Origin of the sequence: Nonlabens ulvanivorans (genome assembly GCF_000732625.1) — a bacterium.
Lineage (GTDB): Bacteria > Bacteroidota > Bacteroidia > Flavobacteriales > Flavobacteriaceae > Nonlabens > Nonlabens ulvanivorans.
The window spans coordinates 639,487-656,747 of the sequence record NZ_JPJI01000026.1 but is presented as its reverse complement, the minus strand read 5'-3'; the positions used below and the strand labels follow the sequence as shown (position 1 = coordinate 656,747).

The window sequence follows — 17,261 nt, the reverse complement described above, 5'->3', positions numbered from 1 at the left end:
TTTTGTTTTCTGTCAGTCAGAGGGATTTATATGTTTGTTATCAAAGTTGATCCTATTTAAAAAGTAATCCTATTCCTTATATTTTAGAATGTTATTTTTATAAATACTTTTTAATTTTTTATGATAATGGTCTAAATAAAAAAAAGGTCATTCTGAACATAACGACCTTTTTTAAGTTTAAGGAGTGTAAAACTATGTTTAATTATTCCCAGTATTTTTCTTGCGCTCATCCATTAATTGTCTACTTAATTGTTGCTCCTTTTCTAAAGATCTACGTTTATAACTTTCAAGTTCTTCTTCTGCAAGTTTTAAATTGGTCTGTGATACGTTGGTGATTTCATTGCTACTACGATATTTAAATATAAAAATAACGAGTGCTAATAGCAGTATGCCAATTATAGACCATAGTATTAAATTGTAAGTGACTTTGTCAAGCATAATACCGAATAAAGAAATAGAATCTTTTTCTTGGTCTATTTTTTCTAATTCAGCATCTTTTGATGTGATCTGATCTTCTAAAGCTATCGTTTTTTTATCTTTAGTTACTATTTGTTCTTCTAATACCTTTATAGAGTCCTTAAGGCCATCGATGCGCTCTACGGTCTGTTTTTTAAGTTCTTGAAGCTTACTTTGTTTAATTACTTTAAAATCTTGATAGCGATTTGCTTCGTCAATTGTTTGCTCAAATTTCGCTTTGATAGTTGTTATCTCTTGGATAGGTTCGTTTTCCTGAGCCAAGGCATTTAAACATAATAAAGAACTAAGTATTAATGTGGTGTGTTTCAATTTTTTGATTTTTAGGGTAAAATGCCCTTAAAAATAGTGATTATTTGTTTTTAATATCTAATCTATTAGTACTAATCCATTAGTTTGAAAGTTTACCCTTTTTACAAATGCATAAAAAAAAAGAGCTTATTAAATAATAAGCTCTTTTTTAAAAATTTGATTTGTTTATCGTTAGCTATTCATCGTAGCGATAAACTCTTCGTTATTGCGAGTTTGTCTCATTCTTTGAGAAATAAATTCCATGGCTTCAACAGCATTCATGTCAGCAAGATACTTTCTTAGAATCCACATGTGTTTGATAGCTTGTTCATCTAGTAGTAAGTCATCACGTCTTGTAGAAGAGGAAGTCAAGTCTATAGCTGGGAAAATACGTCTGTTTGATATATTACGATCTAATTGTAATTCCATATTACCTGTTCCTTTGAATTCTTCAAAGATAACCTCGTCCATTTTAGAGCCAGTTTCTGTTAATGCGGTAGCAATAATTGTTAATGATCCGCCGCCTTCAATGTTACGTGCTGCTCCAAAGAATCGTTTTGGCTTGTGTAATGCATTTGCATCTACACCACCAGATAATACTTTACCACTAGCAGGTTGGACAGTGTTATAAGCTCTAGCAAGACGTGTTATCGAGTCTAATAGAATCACAACATCGTGTCCACATTCTACCATACGTTTTGCTTTCTCTAAAACTATATTTGCCACCTTTACGTGATCATGAGCCTCTTTATCAAATGTGGAAGCAATGACCTCTCCATCAACATTACGTTGCATGTCCGTAACTTCTTCAGGGCGCTCATCAATAAGTAGAACTAGTTGGTAAACTTCTGGATTATTTGCTGCGATTGCATTTGCGATGTCTTTTAGTAACATCGTTTTACCAGTTTTAGGTTGCGCTACAATCATTCCACGTTGACCTTTACCGATAGGTGCAAAAAGATCCATTATTCGTGTTGAAAGGGATGATTGACGTTCTGCAATGTTAAACTTCTCATCAGGAAATAGTGGTGTTAAGTGTTCAAAAGACACGCGGTCTCTAACTACACTAGGATCTAATCCATTAATCTTAATGATTTTAATTAGTGGAAAATATTTTTCTCCTTCTTTAGGAGGACGAACCATTCCTAATACGGTATCACCAGTTTTAAGTCCAAAAAGGCGTACTTGCGATTGTGATACATAAATGTCATCTGGTGAAGCGAGGTAGTTATAGTCACTACTGCGCAAGAATCCATATCCATCAGGCATCATGTCTAAACATCCTTCACTTTCTATAATTCCGTCAAATTCAAAATCAGGATCACGATAGCGATTACGGGTATCTTTATTGCCTTTGGGAACGTTGTTTTGATTATTGTTGCGCTGATTTTTATTACGGCTATTACGATCATTTCTATCGTTGCGATCGCCGTTTTGATCATTGCGTTTATCGTTTTGAGAGTTCTTAGTCTTTTTGTCATTTGAGCGATCAGACTTTTCATTACGATTGTCGTTTTGCTTAGGACGTGGTGTGCGAGCCTCTTTTTTAGGGGAATCTTCCTTTTTATTAGTTTCCTCTTTATTAGAGTTTGTCTTGTTTTCTTTAGGTTCTGTTTTCTTTTCAGCCGTTTTTCTAGGTCTTGGATTGGGCTTGCGCTGTTGCTTAGGAGCTTCTTTTTTCTCAGCAACAGGTGCTTTTTCGACTGGAGCAGGTGTAGCTTCAACATCTAGTTTTTTCACCACATCTGGATTTGCGGCTTGAAGATCTAGTATTTTATATACGAGGTCTAACTTTCTGAGCTGCTTGTATTTAGGTACGTTAAGTCCTTTGGCTATTTCCTGTAATTCAGGTAGCTTTTTTGATTTTAAATCAGCGATTTGAAACATAAATTATAATGTGTGTGATATATCATTCTATAGATGAACCGAAAGAATAAGAAATTATTTTGGGGTTAGTTAACCTAGTAAGAGATGGTTAACCAATCGGTGATACAATAATACATATAAATATTAATATGGGCTATGCTTTTTTAAGGATATATATTATTTTTGGCAATAGTTAAGGAAAGCTAATAGCCTACTTTTATTTTATGATACAACGTATTCAAACCATTTATTTAATACTAGCAGCAGCTGTTTCTGGTGGTCTTATTTTTTTAGTGAGTTTATGGATTGATGGAGAAGGTAATGAAGTTGTGGCCATGGATGAGTCTAGCTATTTTGGTGCCTTTGTTGCTAGTGCGCTGTTATCACTAGTGGCTATATTTATTTACAATAACAGAAAGTTACAAACGGTAATTAACCGTCTTAATATTTTATTGAACCTTATTTTGCTAGGAGTTTTCGTTTATCGATCGCTAACTATGTCTGGAGAAACGGCGGTTTCTGAGAAAGGCATTGGGATGCTTTTACCTATCATATCTATCGTTTTTTTAGTTCTGGCAAACAGAGCTATTCGTAGGGATGAGCAACTCGTAAAATCTGCAGATCGTTTTCGTTAAACACTGTATCTTAGTTTATTTAGTGAAAAACCTGCGAGGCGCCACCTTGCAGGTTTTTGTTTTTATGCTTTCGCGAAAGCGTCATTATTACCATCTGTACTCTTTCAATTTTAACGATCTTTCTCTATTAATTCTAAATTTGAAATCTTTCCCTCATTAATTTCAAACCGCAACATGGTGCGTTTCTTATGAAATCCATGTATGCCGATAGCTCCGGGATTGATATGTAGACAATTAATTTTTTTATCGTTGATTACTTTAAGAATGTGTGAGTGGCCACAAATAAATAGATCTGGTGGATTATTATAAATCTCTGGTCTTACTCGCTGGTTGTACCTGCCAGGATAACCACCTATGTGGGTAATCCATACGTCCATACCTTCACATTTAAAGCGATTATGTTCTGGGAACTGCATTCTTGCTTTATCATCATCAATATTTCCCCATACCGCACGTAGCGGTTTTATTGCTGCAATCTGATCAGTGACCTTTAAATCACCGATGTCGCCAGCGTGCCAGACCTCATCTGCTTGTTTTACATACTTAATGATGAAATCATCAATATGACTATGTGTATCTGAAAGAAGTAATATTTTCATAATTCAAAGATAGTGTGAGAATATGTGTTGATAGAGTTTTGTAATGGTTTATACTTCCTGTCATTCTTAGGTCTTTACTAGTTGTAAAACTGGTTCATTATTCGACATATCCACTTATCTTTGTGTTGATGCAAGAGAAAAGACGTTATTTTATTGAGCTCGCTTATGATGGGACAGCTTATCATGGATGGCAACGACAACCACAAAGTATTTCTGTGCAAGAAGTCTTAGAAGATGGATTGAATAAAATGCTGAGAGAAAAAATAGCGGTTCAAGGTGCTGGTAGGACTGATGCTGGTGTGCACGCGGCATTTATGGTAGCCCATTTTGATTATAAAGGAGAAATAGATCTAGAACATCTAGTTTATAGATTAAATAGGTGGTTGCCTAAAGATATTGCTGTGTACGAAGTGAAACCTGTTGTAGAAAATGCACATGCGCGATTCCATGCTTATAAAAGATCCTATGAATATCATTTTTTATTAAGACCGGATCCTTTTCAGGTAATGCAGGCTTATGTCCTGTTTAGAAAACCTGATTTTAAATTAATGCAGGAAGCTGCAGCCATTTTACCAGAGTATAAAGATTTTGAATGTTTCTCAAGGTCTAATACTGATGTAAAGACTTATATCTGTGATCTAACAGAGGCCTATTTTGAATTTAAAGATCATAAAGTGATTTTTCATATCACTGCAAATAGATTTTTACGTAATATGGTTAGGGCAGTAGTAGGAACTTTATTAGACATTGGGTATGGTAAAAAAACAATTGAAGATTTACGCGAAATAATTGCTTCTAAAGATCGTAGTAATGCTGGCGCAAGTGCTCCTGCAGGAGGATTGTTTCTTACTAAAATTCATTATCCAGAGGAGCTGTTTTTATGAAAGGTAAAATTATATTTCAAGAAAAGCAACGTTTTACGCAGTGGTGGTTGTGGCTGATAATTGCAGGTTTAGTAGTAGTCATAACGTTCCAATTTAATTGGGATGAAGATCTTCTAGGTCAACTCACTATTGATAAAGTTATGCCAAGTGTTATTATAGGTTTTATTTTGGTTTTATTTTTATCACTCACCTTGACAACGACAATAACGGACGATGAAATTACCGTTAGATATATTCCTTTTATTAAAAAGGTGTTTAAATGGTCTGAATTGTCAGAAGCACAAGTGATTGACTATGGTTTTGTAGGTGGATGGGGAATAAGATTATGGACTAATTATGGAACCGTTTACAATGTAACTGGCTCAAAAGGATTGCATATCAAAATGGCTGATCGTCAATATGTAATCGGTACACAAAAAGAAAAAGAATTGCAATCTAGTATTGCACATTTATTATAATAATTATGGCATCTACTACAGGTAATGCATTTAACTTTAAATTGTTTAAGAGGCTGATCTCTTATACAAAACCATATAAGACTACATATTATTTTGTAGCTGTTTCTGCTATTTTACTTTCAGGTCTTGCTATTGCAATGCCATATTTAATTAAAGTTTTAATAGATGACTACATTATCCCACAAGAATTAAGTGGTATTTATATAGTGATTTGTGTAATGATCGCTGCTCTGTTACTTGAGGTGTTATTACAATTTTCATTTATATTTTATGCAAACTGGTTAGGTCAACAGGTGATTAGAGATTTGAGGTTAAAACTATTTAGTCACATGCTCAGTTTTAAAATGAAGTACTTTGATAAAAGTGCTGTCGGTAAATTGGTAACGAGAGCTGTAAGTGATATAGAGACTATAGCAAGTATTTTTTCACAAGGACTATTTGTGATTATATCTGATTTATTAAAAATGCTTGTAGTTCTTGTTTTTATGGGTATTTCTAGCTGGCAACTAACTTTAGTTTCTCTAATTGTAATGCCTTTTATACTTTATGCAACTCGGGTTTTTCAAAAGGCAATGAAAAAGGCATTTGAAGATGTGCGTAATCAGGTAAGTAATTTAAATTCTTTTGTTCAAGAACGAGTAACTGGAATGAAAATCGTTCAGATTTTTAATCGTGAAAAAGTAGAGTACGACCAGTTTAAAGAAATTAATGATAAGCATCGTAATGCATGGGTTAAAACGGTGTGGTATAATTCTATATTCTTCCCTATTGCCGAAATGGCTTCAAGTATAACGATAGCACTAATTGTGTTTTTAGGTTTTAAGTTGATGGTTTCTAGTGAAACATTAGAAGATGCTAGTTTGCAAATTGGTACCATTGTAATGTTTATACAGCTAGCTCAAATGCTCTTTAGACCACTACGACAGATCGCAGATAAGTTTAACACGCTGCAAATGGGTATGGTGGCAGCAAATAGAGTATTTGGTATATTAGACACAGACTCTACTATTGAAAACACTGGTAATGTGCAGGCTAATCATCTTAAAGGTGAAATTGTTTTTGAAGACGTAAAATTTAGTTATGTTGATGATGAACTTGTACTCAAAGGTATTAGTTTTAAAGTTAATCCTGGAAACACTGTTGCTATTGTTGGGGCTACAGGTGCTGGTAAATCAACAATCATTAATTTGCTATCTAGGTTTTATGAGATAGATGCTGGCGATATTTTAATTGATGGTGTAAATACAAAGGACTATGATTTATACAGCTTGCGATCAGAAATTGCTGTGGTCCTTCAAGATGTTTTCCTGTTTGCAGACACGATACTTAATAACATTACACTCAACGATATTAATATAACAGAAGATGACGTTGTAAATGCTGCTAAAGAAATAGGTGTCCATAAATTCATATCGTCATTACCTGGTGGATACCACTATAATGTTAAGGAGCGTGGCGTGATGTTAAGCTCTGGTCAGCGACAGTTAATCGCCTTTTTAAGGGCATATGTGTCTAATCCTAGTATTCTCGTATTAGATGAAGCAACAAGTTCTGTAGATGGTTATAGTGAGCAATTAATACAAGTTGCTACAGAAAAGATTACAAAGAACCGTACTTCAATAGTTATAGCTCATAGGCTGGCTACTATTAAAAAAGCCGATAAGATTATTGTGATGGATTCTGGTCAAATTGTTGAAATAGGATCGCATTTAGAACTTCTTCAAAAGGAAGATGGCTATTACAAAAATCTTTATGAGGTTCAATTTGCTCAAGAAGAGGTCGCATAATTTCAAATACCTTGTTGTGAGTTCGCTTTCGCGAAAGCGTATTTGTAAATCTATTCTTAAGCTGGATTCACATATTTTTTATAAATAACAACAACTATTATAGTAATTATTATACCTGCTAAAAATGAAGTTATTGCAAGAGCAACCGATATCAGAATAGCGATAAGTGCTTTAAGGATAGCTTCTTGCCAGTTTAAATACATGCATTTTTTATAGCAATAAGTATTGTATATGAATAGCATCGGGTATGCCATCATGGACCACGCCATTAAAATATCTACATTAATAAAACTTAATAATATTGATATAGGAGTTGTTACAATTACAAAATGACTGTAAGTGTACATATGAAATACCAGATGCTCTGTAAAGTTGTATTTCTTGTTTTTCCAGAACGTAATACGTCCTATAAACGCTAGTATAGGTAAGGTCATGAAAATGATTAAGCCTTGATACTTAGTGACAAAATCAAAAACTTTACCATTCATTACATTGGTTTCGGCTATTCTTTCTTCAGTATAACCTAATGATCTGTAAAATTCATCGTTATTGGCAAGGCCTGCGGTTATGTCGATATTAAAAGTTTTCACAACAAACATATAGATACCACTCATGAAAATAGCGATAAAGACATATCGTATGGCGTCTACATAGTTCATGCGGGCACCTTTTATATATCCATTAATGACGTGGTGTGGTTTAGTGAAAAGGTCTATGAAATTACGTCCAAATTTAGTATCTATTCCCAGATACATGTCTGCGACATCAGCACCTACATTGCGCATTGTGATACGTTTTTCAATCCATTTTGCACCACAGTCTGCACAGTATGATTTACCAGCATATACGAGACTTCTACAGTTTTTACAGTTGCGTTCCATTCAATTTGATATTAAGACCTTCTAGTAAATCAGGATAAAAAATAACTATTCCTGCAATTATAATCATACCTATGATTAAAGTGATGATGGACTGTACAATAAAGTAGAGGATGGTCATTAAAAAAGTTTTCCAAACCGTTTTCCAAAATGATAATTTAAATATCCTTTTATAGTACCAACCTATTAAAATAAAATAGAAAATAGATAGAACCGAAGACATCTGAAAATAATTCAGAGATGTAATAATGATTACAGGCGTTAATAATACCGTTATCAGATTTATTAATCCAAAAACATAGCCGAATAGCACAAGGTGTTCTACAAAATTATATGACTTTTTATAAAATGTCACCCAGCCAGTTAATGCATAAAAAGGGATGAATAATGAGGTTAATAGCCCCATATAGTCATAGAAATAGGAAAGGTATTCTTCTGCGTTTTTTTCATTTGAAGATACTGTGTCAAACCCTAGTAATTCTGGATAAAAGTTTTTAAGCACAAATATGTGAATTCCGAATAGCGTTAAACTAATAAAGAAGAAATTAATCACATTAACATACTTCTTGCGTTGTCCTGTGATATATCCATTTATAACATCTTCAGGATATCGGAATAGTGTAACACAAGTTTTAATAAAAACATTTTCAGTTCCTAAATAACGTTCAGTAAACTCTGCTGTGATTTTACGAGGTGTAAGTCTGTAGTCCAACCATTGTGCACCGCAATGCGGACAATAATTGAATTTACTAGAGTATCTGGTGGTACAATTTTTACAGGTTTTCACTCGAGATGTTTTTTTATCCTTACAGATAGGTCTTCTAAATTCTCAAAAGTTTCAAATTCAGCATTATTAATTAGAGAAATTTGACCGGTTTCTTCACTTACCGCAATAGCGATGGCATTACTTCTTTCAGTAACGCCTACTGCTGCACGATGACGTAATCCAAAACGTTGAGGGATACTTCTATTATCAGATACCGGTAAAATAACTCGAGTAGCAGTGATACGGTTGCCTTCAATGATCATGGCACCATCATGTAATGGCGAATTTTTAAAAAAGATACTTTTAATAATTGAAGTGTTCACTACGATATCTTGCTCATCACCAGTGTTTTTTACAAAATCTAGTGATCCATCTCTTTTAATTACTATTAATGCACCTGTAAACGTGTTAGACATCTCACCACAGGCCTTTACAATTTGATCTACAGCAGTATGATCTGTATCGATATCATCTTTAAAAAAGTGAAGCTGCTTTAAGAAACCTTTACGAGAAGTAAAATTTGTAGAGCCCAGCATTAATAAAAATTTTCTAATCTCTTGTTGAAATACAACAATCAAAGCAAAAACTCCGGCACCAGTAAAAGCACCTAAAGCACGACTAAGTAATTCCATTTTAAGCGTTTCTGTAATGCTATAAATGATATAGATAATCACTATTCCAATAAAAATGTTTATTGCAGGTGTGCCTTTTACCAGTCTATATAGATAAAAGGTTAGTGCTGCCACTAACAAAATATCTATAACGTCGAGAATTCTTAAATCTGGTAATTCCAAAGGGATCGGTTTTTGTAAAAATAGAGTTTAATTTGATTCTAATATATGATATAGTTGAATCACTTCCATGGCTTCTTTAACATCGTGAACGCGTAAGATAGAAGCTTCTTGTTGTAGGCAGATCATATGTAAAGCACTAGTGCCGTTAAGTGCTTGCGATGCTTTAATGTCTAGTGTTTTGTATATCATGGACTTACGGGATATACCTGATAGGATAGGTACATCATGAAATTTTAATAGTCTTTGGTTTTTAAGTAAATGATAATTTTGATCAATTGTTTTTGCAAACCCATAGCCTGGATCAATAATAACATCATTAATACCTGCAGCCCTTGCGGTAGCAATGCGTTGGGAAAAATAAATATTAATATCTTTTATAAGGTTGTCATAATCAGTTAAAGACTTCATAGTTTGTGGCGTGCCACGCATGTGCATCATTATGTAAGGAATTTGATGATGAGCCACCGTTTCTATGACTTTTTCATCTAGCGTTCCAGCACTTATATCATTAACCATATTTGCGCCATGTTGTATTGCTTGGTCCATTACTTTAGCTCTGAAACTATCTATACTTATATTCAGATTATTAAATTCTTTACTCAATACTTCTAGCACCGGAATTACACGGTTCAACTCTTCGTCAACTGATATGTTGACTCCATCGGGTCTAGAACTATAACCACCTATATCTATAAATGTAGCGCCATCAGTTAACATTTTAGTGACCTGATTTATTAGATCTGAGTCTGATTTTAATTTACCGCCATCATAAAAAGAATCTGGTGTCACATTAACAATACCCATCACGCGTGGTGTGGACAGGTCTATTAATCTACCGTTACAGTTGATGGTATGCATTAAATTATGGTTATTTAAAATTTAAAGCCGAAATTTACACAAAATATTATCCGTTTATGTCCCAGACCAGTCAGCAATATGATGCAGTAGTTACAACCTGTAGAGATCTTTTCTCAAAGAAAATGAAAGATTATGGTAGTGCATGGCGCATTTTAAGACTGCCATCGCTTACAGATCAGATTTTTATTAAAGCACAACGCATTAGAGGATTACAAACACTTGCAGAATCTAAAGTTGACGAAGGTCAGGAAAGTGAGTTTATAGGAATTATCAATTATTCTATCATCGCGCTAGTACAGCTAGAAAAAGGTGTGGTAGAGCAGCCTGATTTAACGTTAGAGCAATCTTTAGAATTATACGACCATCATGTAGCAGTTACTAAAAAGTTGATGATGGATAAAAATCATGATTATGGCGAGGCATGGCGAGATATGAGAGTAAGCTCGCTTACAGACTTAATTCTTCAAAAACTTTTAAGAGTAAAACAAATTGAAGATAATAAAGGTAAAACCATTGTCTCTGAAGGACTAGACGCAAATTATCAGGACATGATTAATTACGCCATTTTTGCGATGATTCATTTAGGTCAATAATTCAAAAGCCTAAAGTTGCTGTATCAGGTGTCATCAACTTTAAAACGTGCAACCTTAATTAGATCCATTTAATACCACAACCCATACTAGGTTTTTGAACTGTAGGGACTTTTTTATTTCCCATTATGGCATCCATCGCTTCTCTTAAAGAACGTCCCGTTAATGGTATGCCATTTCCAGGTCTAGAATCGTCTAGTTGACCTCTATAAACCAGGAAGTCCTCACTATCAAAAAGATAAAAATCTGGAGTGCACGCCGCATCATATGCTTTTGCAACTTCTTGACTTTGGTCGTATAAATATGGAAAAGTATAATCGTTTTCCATAGCCGTTTTATACATCATATCTGGTGAGTCTTGTGGATATCTTTCAATATCATTACTAGATATCGCTACAAATCCAAAACCAAGGATTCTGTAATCATTTGCCATTCTTACAATTTCCTCATTAACATGAATAACAAATGGACAGTGATTGCATATAAACATGACTACAGTTCCTTTTTTGCCTTTAATTTGATCAAAAGACAACATATCACCACTAATAGTATCCAGTAATTGAAATTGAGGTGCCTTTGTGTTTAAAGGCAGCATGGTAGAAGGAGTTAGAGCCATTTAGTTTTTTATTATTAGTAGTATGAAAATGATTTTTGTTACGCTTTCGCGAAAGCGTAATTATAAAAAATAGCCATAAAAAGATTACTTAAAGTTTTTTTAAACCTGTGAAGATTGGATTTAATTTTTTTAAATTTAAAATAAAAAGATGAAAAAAGGATACGACACAGTAACAGAAGCAGTAGAGGATTTACAGTCCAAAGGATACACGATAGATTTTGACTTGGTAGAAGATGGCGTGCATTCTAAACATTTAAAAAAAGAATGGAAGGCAGGCGAGATAGAAGTTGTGCAATTTTTTAGATTTGAGGGAATGACTAATCCTGGTGATAATATGATATTGTATGCACTAGAATGTTCAGATGGTGAAAAAGGATTATTGTTAGATGCTTATGGAGCAGATGTTGCTATTTCTCGTGAAATGATAGAGAAATTAAGAATGCATTAATGGAGATTTCTTGGAGCGATTTTGAAAAGATAGACATGCGAGTAGGAACTGTGCTTACGGTAAGTGATTTTCCAGAGGCTAGAAATCCTGCTTATCAATTACAAATTGACTTTGGTTCTCTAGGTATTAAAAAAACAAGTGCTCAAATCACAACGCGATATGATAAAAATGAACTGGTAGGAAAACAAGTCGTTGCTGTGATAAATTTCCCTAAGAAACAAATTGCAAATTTCATGAGTGAATGCCTTGTGTTAGGAGTAGTAGGAGATAATAAAGACGTGATACTTTTACAGCCCAGTGCGACTGCAAACAATGGTGATAGAGTAAGTTAGTGTCGTTAATTTAATATTAGCATTTATAAAAAAAAGCAGCTCATCAATAATGAGCTGCTTTTTTATGCTATATAATTATTTACTAATTCACTGTGTATCGGAAACGTTCTATTTCACCTTTAGAATTTTTCATTTGAATCAATAGCGTTTCATTTGGAACAACATCTCTTAAAACAGCCTGAATATCATCTATGTCTGTTACATCTGTATCATTAACTTTTGTGACAATATAATCGCTGAGGTTGTAACGTGATAATTTACCTATTGTTTTAGTGATTTTCACTCCATCCTTAACATCAAAGATCTTTTTTTCTTCACCGGTTAAGTTGCGCAATTCCATTTCAATTTGTGGGATGGTTACCGTATTATTTTTTGTAATAGTGATAGGTATTTGAATCAGATTGTTTTTTCTAATCACTTCGGCGTTAACAACATCACCTGGATTTTTGGTTTTTATATAACCAGATAATTCAGAGAACTTACTGATTTTAACACCATCTAGAGAAGTGATTACATCTCCTTTCTGTAAATCACTTTTATCGGCACCGCTATCTTCTACGATTTCTGCTACATATATTCCTTCAGTAGAGTTAAGGCCAAATTCTTTAGAGTTTGTCCCGTTTAGGTCCGTTCCTCTGATACCTAACATACCTTTTTGTACAAAACCAAACTCCATAAAATCCTCGATGATTTTACGAGCATTATTAGACGGCACTGCAAATGAGTAACCTATATAAGAACCTGTTTGAGATTTAATTGCTGTATTAATTCCTATAAGTTCACCACGTGTATTTACTAGCGCACCACCAGAGTTCCCTGGATTAACTGCTGCGTCTGTTTGAATAAACGATTGGACTTTTGAATCACGAGATTCAAGGTCACGACCTTTTGCGCTTATAATTCCTGCGGTTACTGTACTGGTAAGATTAAAAGGGTTTCCTACTGCTAGTACCCATTCTCCAATTTTAGCATTATTAGAATCGCCAAAAGGAACAAACGGTAAATCCTCATCGGTATCAATTTTAATTAATGCGATATCACTTTCTTCATCTGCTCCTATAAGTTCTGCCTTATAAGTTTGATTGTTGTTTAACGTCACTTGTAAATGGTTAGAATTTTTAATCACGTGATTGTTAGTGATTATATAACCATCGGGTGTGATAATAACACCGCTACCTGTTCCTATAGCCTCACGGTATGGAGTGCGTCCTGCCCATACATCTGCCATGGACATAGGTGCTCTAGCGACTGTTTTATTAATTACATGTACCACAGAGTGTACGGTTTTTTCTGCTGCTTCAGTAAAATCTACACCAGCAATAGAGGTGTTGCCTGTGTAAGAAACAGGTGTTACCGGTAAAGGGCTTTCTATGATAGATGATTGAGTGATGGCACCATTAGATTCTTCATTTTGTACCAGTTGGTAACCGCCTAATGCGACTATTCCACCTAGAATAGCCATTCCTAGAGATTTGATAAATGTTTTCATTTGCTTTCTTTTTCTATTATGACTTAATAACTTAAAATTAGTTTAGTGATTGTACAATACATATTAGTTTAACCTTATTTAACAGTTGAGCATAAGCTTTTTAAGAAATAGATTTCTTTTTTAATTTTATAACAGCTGTATCATCTATTTTCCTCTTTATTATGATCATTAAGAAATTGCGGCCATAAGCGTTAGAAAAAAGTTTTCGCTTTACCTTTGCAATTATGAGCCATATACAATTCTATAAATACCAAGGAACCGGTAACGACTTTGTCATGATTGATAATCGTGATCAATTATTTTCCAAAAACGATACCAAACTCATAGAATTATTATGTGACCGAAAATTTGGCATAGGTGCAGATGGACTTATTTTGTTAGAAAATCATCCTACGGCAGATTTTAAAATGGTTTATTTTAATGCAGATGGCCAGGAAAGTACCATGTGTGGTAATGGAGGAAGATGTCTAGTACGATTTGCTCAATTTCTAGAGATAATAAAAGATACGGCAACCTTTGAAGCTATCGATGGTTTGCATCACGCTAGAGTTGTGGATGATATATCTATCAGTTTACAGATGAGTGATGTTACAGATATGCGATTAGAAAACAGCTATGTTTTCACAGATACTGGATCACCACATCATGTTCAACTTACTGAAAATTTGACAGAACTAGATGTTTATAAAGAAGGAAAGTACTTGCGAGATAATGTATATGGAAAAGCTGGTGCAAATATTAATTTTGTTCAGCTTCAAGATAACAACACCTTTAAAGTACGTACTTATGAGCGTGGAGTAGAGGATGAAACACTAAGTTGCGGTACTGGCGTTACAGCTGTTGCTATTGCTATGCACAAGACTAACCACACAGCGTCTAATGAGGTGACTTTAGAAACACCAGGTGGTGTTTTAAAAGTATCTTTTGAAGCTTGTGATACTGGATATGAAAATATATGGCTCACAGGACCTGCGCTGCAAGTTTTTAAAGGAACCTTTACAGCATGATGCTACAATCTCAACATTGCTTTTTAAGAGCTGTAGATCCTGAAGATGTGGAGTTTATCTATAGACTAGAAAACAATTCCGAGTTATGGGAAGTGGGAAATACCTGGACGCCATTTTCAAAATATACAATCAGAGAATATCTAGAAAACGCGCATCGTGATATCTATGAGGTCAAGCAATTGCGACTTGCCATTTGTAATTTAAAAGAAGAAATAATAGGTGTTGTGGATCTTTACGATTTTGATCCTTATCATAAACGTGCTGGTGTAGGAATCGTGATATCTCAACATGCAGATCGTCAAAAGGGTTATGCCTCAGAAGGACTACAATTAATGATTGATTATGCCTTCAAGCATCTTAGGTTACACCAGCTGTATGCTGGTATTACAGAGGATAATAAAGCTAGCAGAAAGTTGTTTGAGAAATTACGCTTTCGCGAAAGCGGAATAAAAAAAGACTGGATTGCCACAGAAACTTCTTATAAAAACGAAATCACCTACCAACTTATTAATGAATAAATATAAAAACGTAATCGTAGGAGTAGCCCTAGTGGGCTTAATCGCAATGTCTTTATTTGCCTTTAAAGTTTATAGCACCTTTTTTAGTGCAAATACAAACTTTGAGGCTCAAACTTTTGAAGTTTTCATTCCATCAACAGCAGACTATAATGCCGCTTTTATGCTAGTAGCAGACGCTGTTGAAGACCGAGATGCATTCCATGAAACTGCGGTACGTAAAGGTTACAACTCAAATGTAAAACCTGGACATTATATTCTTAAAAAAGGAATGAGTAATAATGATATTATCAATACCATTCGCAGTCAGAACCAACCCGTAAAAGTGCGATTTAATAATCAAGAGCGACTAGAAAATCTAGCAGGTAGGCTAGCACAGCAGGTTGAACCAGATAGCCTCACTCTATTAAAAGTGATGAAAGATTCAGCTTTTTTAAAGGAACATGGGTTTACAGAAGAAACTGCACTAACCATGTATTTGTCCAATTCTTATGATTGTTACTGGAATACTAGTGCTGTAAAACTGAGAGATAAGATGTTAAGTGCTTATAAAAATTTCTGGAATGAAGACAGACTCGCAAAAGCAAAAAAGATAGATCTCACACCTCAAGAAGTTTATACACTTGCCAGTATAGTCCAGAAAGAAACGGCTAAAGTAGATGAACGTCCTAGAGTTGCAGGTGTTTACATGAATAGATTGAATAGAGGAATTAAACTCGATGCAGACCCAACTGTAATTTATGCTAAAAAACTAAAGGAAAAAGACTTCAGTCAGATTATTAAACGCGTTTTGTATGTTGATTTAACCATAGACTCTCCATATAATACTTATAAGTACGCAAGTCTTCCTCCAGGACCTATTATCACGCCAGATTTAAATGCTATAGATGCAGTTCTTAATTATGAGAGGCATGGTTATTATTATTTTGTAGCCAATGTTGAAAATTTTGGGTATCATAAGTTTGCTAAGACTTTAAGTCAACATAATGCAAATGCAGCTGCTTATCGTAGATGGGTTAGTAGACAAGGAATAAATAGATAAGTTGTTTCTTATAGAATAGCCATTTTATTTACTGATTTCCACAAAAAGCTTATGAAATTATCTTTAGTTAAGTTTTTAAAAATCCATGTGAAGTATTGCGTATGATTTTGGTTTTCAAATATTTATGAGTCTGTTAGGACTAATTTAACATCTTAAAAATCCACAACCGTTAATTAGTCGTAAATTTGCGCCGCGTTAAAGAAAGGGTGACAGTAACTTTCGAAAACAAAATTTATGAAATCACGTCATGTGTATTTGGTTGTTTTACCACTAGTGTTAATCTTTTGGTCTTTTAGTAATAACCACTTGAAATTAGATTCTGGTGTTCTTAAAACCAGTGTTAATAATATCAATGAAGAGTTCTATGATGCAGATGCTTTTATAGGTCCTGTGACAAGCTCTAATTTATTTGATGTACGCTATTACTCTTTAGCGATTACACCACCAGATTCATTTTTAACCTTTAGAGAAGCTTTAGCTTTTAAAGAATCCCAAGGGAAATTTTGGAAGGTGAATAGTCTAGGTTATATGGGGAAATATCAATTTGGTATGACCACATTAGAAACTTTAGGTGTTAGAGATTCCTTGCAATTTTTAAGATCTCCTAGATTACAAGAACGCGTGTTTATTAAAAATTTACGTTACAATCATGAAATTTTAGAGCCATATATTAAACAATATGCTGGCAAAAAGATAGGTGGTATACATGTTACTGAAAGCGGAATTCTTGCTGCAGCACACCTTTCTGGTCCTGGTGGTGTAAAACGTTTCTTTAAAACTAAAGGTCGTAAGTCTAATCGTGATGCTTACGGTAGTTCTGTAAAGACTTATATGAAACGTTTTGGAGGTTATGACTTAAGTGAAGTTATCGATTATTAAGATTTTTTTAAGGTTTGATTAAACCTTAACATGAAATTAAAGTCTAATCTGAA

General features: G+C 34.1%; 20 protein-coding genes. 11 read left to right on the top strand and 9 right to left on the bottom strand.

Annotation, left to right across the window (positions count from 1 at the left end):
- Window positions 1–198 precede the first annotated feature (198 nt).
- The gene (locus IL45_RS06895; protein ID WP_051788682.1) at window positions 199–786 is read right to left on the bottom strand and encodes a hypothetical protein; all 588 of its coding nucleotides are present in this window, start codon (window positions 784–786) and stop codon (window positions 199–201) included.
- A 171-nt stretch (window positions 787–957) separates the two neighbouring features.
- Window positions 958–2,652 carry a transcription termination factor Rho gene (gene rho / locus IL45_RS06890; protein ID WP_036581870.1) on the bottom strand — a complete coding sequence of 565 codons (1,695 nt, stop codon included), beginning with the start codon at window positions 2,650–2,652 and terminating at the stop codon, window positions 958–960.
- A 203-nt stretch (window positions 2,653–2,855) separates the two neighbouring features.
- Between rho and IL45_RS06885 the strand changes: the two genes are divergently transcribed.
- Window positions 2,856–3,266, top strand: a complete 411-nt coding sequence (locus tag IL45_RS06885) for a DUF4293 domain-containing protein (protein WP_036581867.1) — start codon at window positions 2,856–2,858, stop codon at window positions 3,264–3,266.
- Between the two features lie 110 nt (window positions 3,267–3,376).
- Here the strand turns inward: IL45_RS06885 and IL45_RS06880 are convergent, their stop codons facing one another.
- A complete protein-coding gene (locus tag IL45_RS06880) occupies window positions 3,377–3,868 on the bottom strand; it encodes a metallophosphoesterase family protein (RefSeq protein WP_036581865.1) in 492 nt (163 codons plus the stop codon).
- A gap of 125 nt (window positions 3,869–3,993) precedes the next feature.
- Between IL45_RS06880 and truA the strand changes: the two genes are divergently transcribed.
- The 3 genes from truA to IL45_RS06865 are packed head-to-tail and all read left to right on the top strand — an operon-like array spanning window position 3,994 to window position 6,994.
- Window positions 3,994–4,749, top strand: a complete 756-nt coding sequence (gene truA / locus IL45_RS06875) for a tRNA pseudouridine(38-40) synthase TruA (RefSeq protein ID WP_036581862.1) — start codon at window positions 3,994–3,996, stop codon at window positions 4,747–4,749.
- Window positions 4,746–5,207, top strand: a complete 462-nt coding sequence (locus IL45_RS06870) for a hypothetical protein (protein WP_036581860.1) — start codon at window positions 4,746–4,748, stop codon at window positions 5,205–5,207. The genes truA and IL45_RS06870 overlap by 4 nt, the downstream gene beginning before the upstream one ends.
- 5 nt (window positions 5,208–5,212) lie before the next feature.
- Entirely contained in the window at window positions 5,213–6,994 is a 1,782-nt protein-coding gene (locus IL45_RS06865) for an ABC transporter ATP-binding protein (RefSeq protein ID WP_036581858.1), read from the top strand.
- A 56-nt stretch (window positions 6,995–7,050) separates the two neighbouring features.
- On the opposite strand, the gene IL45_RS06860 is transcribed toward IL45_RS06865, so the two are convergent.
- The 4 genes from IL45_RS06860 to folP are packed head-to-tail and all read right to left on the bottom strand — an operon-like array spanning window position 7,051 to window position 10,290.
- Window positions 7,051–7,875, bottom strand: coding sequence for a DUF3667 domain-containing protein (locus IL45_RS06860; RefSeq protein WP_036581855.1), 825 nt, complete (start codon window positions 7,873–7,875; stop codon window positions 7,051–7,053).
- Window positions 7,859–8,659: a DUF3667 domain-containing protein gene (locus tag IL45_RS06855; RefSeq protein ID WP_160165394.1), complete on the bottom strand. Its 801-nt coding sequence runs from the start codon at window positions 8,657–8,659 to the stop codon at window positions 7,859–7,861. The genes IL45_RS06860 and IL45_RS06855 overlap by 17 nt, the downstream gene beginning before the upstream one ends.
- On the bottom strand, window positions 8,656–9,432 hold the full coding sequence (locus IL45_RS06850) for a diadenylate cyclase (protein ID WP_036581850.1): 777 nt from the start codon (window positions 9,430–9,432) through the stop codon (window positions 8,656–8,658). The genes IL45_RS06855 and IL45_RS06850 overlap by 4 nt, the downstream gene beginning before the upstream one ends.
- Window positions 9,433–9,459: 27 nt before the next feature.
- On the bottom strand, window positions 9,460–10,290 hold the full coding sequence (gene folP / locus IL45_RS06845) for a dihydropteroate synthase (RefSeq protein ID WP_036581848.1): 831 nt from the start codon (window positions 10,288–10,290) through the stop codon (window positions 9,460–9,462).
- Between the two features lie 56 nt (window positions 10,291–10,346).
- On the opposite strand from folP, the gene IL45_RS06840 reads away from it, so the two are divergent.
- Window positions 10,347–10,883 (top strand): DUF1599 domain-containing protein, encoded by a 537-nt coding sequence (locus tag IL45_RS06840; protein WP_036581844.1) that lies wholly within the window; start codon window positions 10,347–10,349, stop codon window positions 10,881–10,883.
- A 58-nt stretch (window positions 10,884–10,941) separates the two neighbouring features.
- Here IL45_RS06840 and IL45_RS06835 read toward each other — a convergent pair whose 3' ends face one another.
- Window positions 10,942–11,496 (bottom strand): thioredoxin family protein, encoded by a 555-nt coding sequence (locus IL45_RS06835; RefSeq protein WP_036581842.1) that lies wholly within the window; start codon window positions 11,494–11,496, stop codon window positions 10,942–10,944.
- 148 nt (window positions 11,497–11,644) lie between these two features.
- Here IL45_RS06835 and IL45_RS06830 point away from each other — a divergent pair, with 148 nt between their 5' ends.
- The gene (locus IL45_RS06830) at window positions 11,645–11,944 is read left to right on the top strand and encodes a hypothetical protein (protein WP_036581839.1); all 300 of its coding nucleotides are present in this window, start codon (window positions 11,645–11,647) and stop codon (window positions 11,942–11,944) included.
- Complete coding sequence (locus IL45_RS06825) at window positions 11,944–12,276, top strand: tRNA-binding protein (protein WP_036581836.1); 333 nt, start codon at window positions 11,944–11,946, stop codon at window positions 12,274–12,276. Before IL45_RS06830 ends, IL45_RS06825 begins: the two co-directional genes overlap by 1 nt.
- 82 nt (window positions 12,277–12,358) lie before the next feature.
- On the opposite strand, the gene IL45_RS06820 is transcribed toward IL45_RS06825, so the two are convergent.
- The gene (locus tag IL45_RS06820) at window positions 12,359–13,765 is read right to left on the bottom strand and encodes a S1C family serine protease (RefSeq protein WP_036581832.1); all 1,407 of its coding nucleotides are present in this window, start codon (window positions 13,763–13,765) and stop codon (window positions 12,359–12,361) included.
- 224 nt (window positions 13,766–13,989) lie between these two features.
- Between IL45_RS06820 and dapF the strand changes: the two genes are divergently transcribed.
- From dapF to IL45_RS06800, 4 genes are all read left to right on the top strand, one after another.
- A complete protein-coding gene (gene dapF, locus IL45_RS06815) occupies window positions 13,990–14,772 on the top strand; it encodes a diaminopimelate epimerase (RefSeq protein WP_036581830.1) in 783 nt (260 codons plus the stop codon).
- Entirely contained in the window at window positions 14,769–15,290 is a 522-nt protein-coding gene (locus IL45_RS06810; protein WP_036581829.1) for a GNAT family N-acetyltransferase, read from the top strand. Before dapF ends, IL45_RS06810 begins: the two co-directional genes overlap by 4 nt.
- Window positions 15,283–16,329: an endolytic transglycosylase MltG gene (mltG, locus tag IL45_RS06805; RefSeq protein ID WP_036581828.1), complete on the top strand. Its 1,047-nt coding sequence runs from the start codon at window positions 15,283–15,285 to the stop codon at window positions 16,327–16,329. Before IL45_RS06810 ends, mltG begins: the two co-directional genes overlap by 8 nt.
- 234 nt (window positions 16,330–16,563) lie before the next feature.
- Window positions 16,564–17,208: a hypothetical protein gene (locus IL45_RS06800; RefSeq protein ID WP_051788681.1), complete on the top strand. Its 645-nt coding sequence runs from the start codon at window positions 16,564–16,566 to the stop codon at window positions 17,206–17,208.
- Window positions 17,209–17,261 lie beyond the last annotated feature (53 nt).

Excerpts from the sequence above, each read along its gene's own strand:
- rho (WP_036581870.1), bottom strand. The coding sequence starts at position 2,652 with ATGTTTCAAATCGCTGATTTAAAATCAAAAAAGCTACCTGAATTACAG.
- IL45_RS06885 (WP_036581867.1), top strand. The coding sequence starts at position 2,856 with ATGATACAACGTATTCAAACCATTTATTTAATACTAGCAGCAGCTGTT.
- truA (WP_036581862.1), top strand. The coding sequence starts at position 3,994 with ATGCAAGAGAAAAGACGTTATTTTATTGAGCTCGCTTATGATGGGACA.
- IL45_RS06870 (WP_036581860.1), top strand. The coding sequence starts at position 4,746 with ATGAAAGGTAAAATTATATTTCAAGAAAAGCAACGTTTTACGCAGTGG.
- IL45_RS06865 (WP_036581858.1), top strand. The coding sequence starts at position 5,213 with ATGGCATCTACTACAGGTAATGCATTTAACTTTAAATTGTTTAAGAGG.
- IL45_RS06860 (WP_036581855.1), bottom strand. The coding sequence starts at position 7,875 with ATGGAACGCAACTGTAAAAACTGTAGAAGTCTCGTATATGCTGGTAAA.
- folP (WP_036581848.1), bottom strand. The coding sequence starts at position 10,290 with ATGCATACCATCAACTGTAACGGTAGATTAATAGACCTGTCCACACCA.
- IL45_RS06840 (WP_036581844.1), top strand. The coding sequence starts at position 10,347 with ATGTCCCAGACCAGTCAGCAATATGATGCAGTAGTTACAACCTGTAGA.
- IL45_RS06835 (WP_036581842.1), bottom strand. The coding sequence starts at position 11,496 with ATGGCTCTAACTCCTTCTACCATGCTGCCTTTAAACACAAAGGCACCT.
- IL45_RS06830 (WP_036581839.1), top strand. The coding sequence starts at position 11,645 with ATGAAAAAAGGATACGACACAGTAACAGAAGCAGTAGAGGATTTACAG.
- IL45_RS06825 (WP_036581836.1), top strand. The coding sequence starts at position 11,944 with ATGGAGATTTCTTGGAGCGATTTTGAAAAGATAGACATGCGAGTAGGA.
- IL45_RS06820 (WP_036581832.1), bottom strand. The coding sequence starts at position 13,765 with ATGAAAACATTTATCAAATCTCTAGGAATGGCTATTCTAGGTGGAATA.
- dapF (WP_036581830.1), top strand. The coding sequence starts at position 13,990 with ATGAGCCATATACAATTCTATAAATACCAAGGAACCGGTAACGACTTT.
- IL45_RS06810 (WP_036581829.1), top strand. The coding sequence starts at position 14,769 with ATGATGCTACAATCTCAACATTGCTTTTTAAGAGCTGTAGATCCTGAA.
- mltG (WP_036581828.1), top strand. The coding sequence starts at position 15,283 with ATGAATAAATATAAAAACGTAATCGTAGGAGTAGCCCTAGTGGGCTTA.
- IL45_RS06800 (WP_051788681.1), top strand. The coding sequence starts at position 16,564 with ATGAAATCACGTCATGTGTATTTGGTTGTTTTACCACTAGTGTTAATC.